Annotated in this window: 2 protein-coding genes and 1 pseudogene; all 3 read left to right on the top strand. The window is 66.1% G+C overall.

All coding sequences use genetic code 11. The features are described 5' to 3' along the window. Positions 1–182: pseudogene (locus A3764_RS18810) on the top strand (aromatic-ring-hydroxylating dioxygenase subunit beta); the annotation flags it as partial. Between the two features lie 20 nt (positions 183–202). Beyond that, the gene (locus tag A3764_RS18805; RefSeq protein ID WP_236628248.1) at positions 203–1,153 is read left to right on the top strand and encodes a PdxA family dehydrogenase; all 951 of its coding nucleotides are present in this window, start codon (positions 203–205) and stop codon (positions 1,151–1,153) included. Beyond that, positions 1,150–1,398: 2Fe-2S iron-sulfur cluster-binding protein (locus A3764_RS18800; protein WP_150122297.1), on the top strand; the 249-nt coding region annotated here is incomplete at its 3' end. The genes A3764_RS18805 and A3764_RS18800, both read left to right, overlap by 4 nt.

Here is a 1,398-nt window from a genome sequence, read left to right as displayed (position 1 = left end):
AAGTGGATTCGGAAACTTCGTTTATGGTGGCCCGGATCACCCGCGAGGGGCCGACCGATCTTTTTGCCACCGGGCGCTATATCGACCGCTACCGGATCGTCGGTGACGAGGCCAAGATCGTGTCGCGCACTGTGGTGCTGGACAGCAACCAGATCGACACGCTGCTCGGTTTCCCGCTGTAATGACGGCGCAAAAGGAAAGAGTGCTGATCACCGTTGGCGATGCCAACGGGATCGGCCCGGAAGTCGCGGCCAAGGCCGCTATCGCGCTGGCCGACGATCCGACGCTGCGCCCGGTGATCGTGGGCGACCGGCATCTGGTGGAGCCGGTCGTAGCGGCGGCGGGCTTCACACTTGAGTCGTCCATGGACAAATGGGGCGCGCCCGGCCACGTCGATCTTCATGAGGTGGGCGCGCTTGACGCGGCCGATGTGACGCCCGGCACACCCACCGCCGCCAGCGGGCGGGCGACGGTCGCCTATGTCGAGCGCGCGGTGACGCTGGTCAAGGACGGCACCGGCCGCGGCATCGTGGCCTGCCCACATTCGGAAACGGCGGTCAATGCCAGCGGGCGGACATTTTCGGGCTATCCCAACCTTCTGTCCGAGCTTCTGGGCACCGGCGAGGATTCGGTTTTCCTGATGCTGATCGGCGGCGGGCTTCGGGTCGTGCATGTGACGCTGCATGAAGGCATTCACACCGCGCTCGACCGGCTGACGCCGGAACTGATCGAACGCGCCACGCTGGCCGCGCATCAGGCGCTCAGCGGTCTGGGGATCGACGCCCCGCGCATCGGGCTGTTCGGGATCAACCCCCATGCGGGCGAGGGCGGGCTTTTCGGGGATGAGGACGACCGCATCGTCACCCCCGCCATCGAACGGCTGCGCGCGCAGGGGATCGACGCGCACGGGCCGGAAGGCGCCGACGTGATGCTGGTGCGCGAAGGCTATGATGCCTTTGTCGCCATGTATCACGATCAGGGCCATATCCCGGTCAAGCTGCTGGCCGGGCGCAGTTCGGCGGCGATGTCGATCGGCTCCGGGCTGGTCTTTTCCAGTGTCGGGCACGGTGCGGCGTTCGATATTGCGGGTAAGGGTCAGGCGTCCAGCGATGCGGCGGTCGCCGCGATCAGGCTTGTCGGAGGTATTCAGTGAGTTTTCGTATAACCGTCACCGACCATGACGATATCGGCTTCGACTGCGAAGAGGACGAAACCGTCCTCGACGCGGCTGATCGCGCGGGCTACGCCATTCCCTACTCATGCCGCAAGGGCGTGTGTTCGTCCTGCGAAGGCGGAATCGCGGCGGGCGAGGCGATGGTGCGCGGGCAGGGGGTTCAGGCCGGTCCCGCCGAGGGCGTCAAGCTGTGCCAGGCCCGTCCGCTGACCGATCTTCAGATC

Origin of the sequence: Sulfitobacter sp. HI0129 (assembly GCF_001635395.1) — a bacterium.
GTDB lineage: Bacteria > Pseudomonadota > Alphaproteobacteria > Rhodobacterales > Rhodobacteraceae > Sulfitobacter.
Note: the sequence above shows the minus strand (reverse complement) of the source record. Positions and strands in the feature narration are given on the sequence as shown.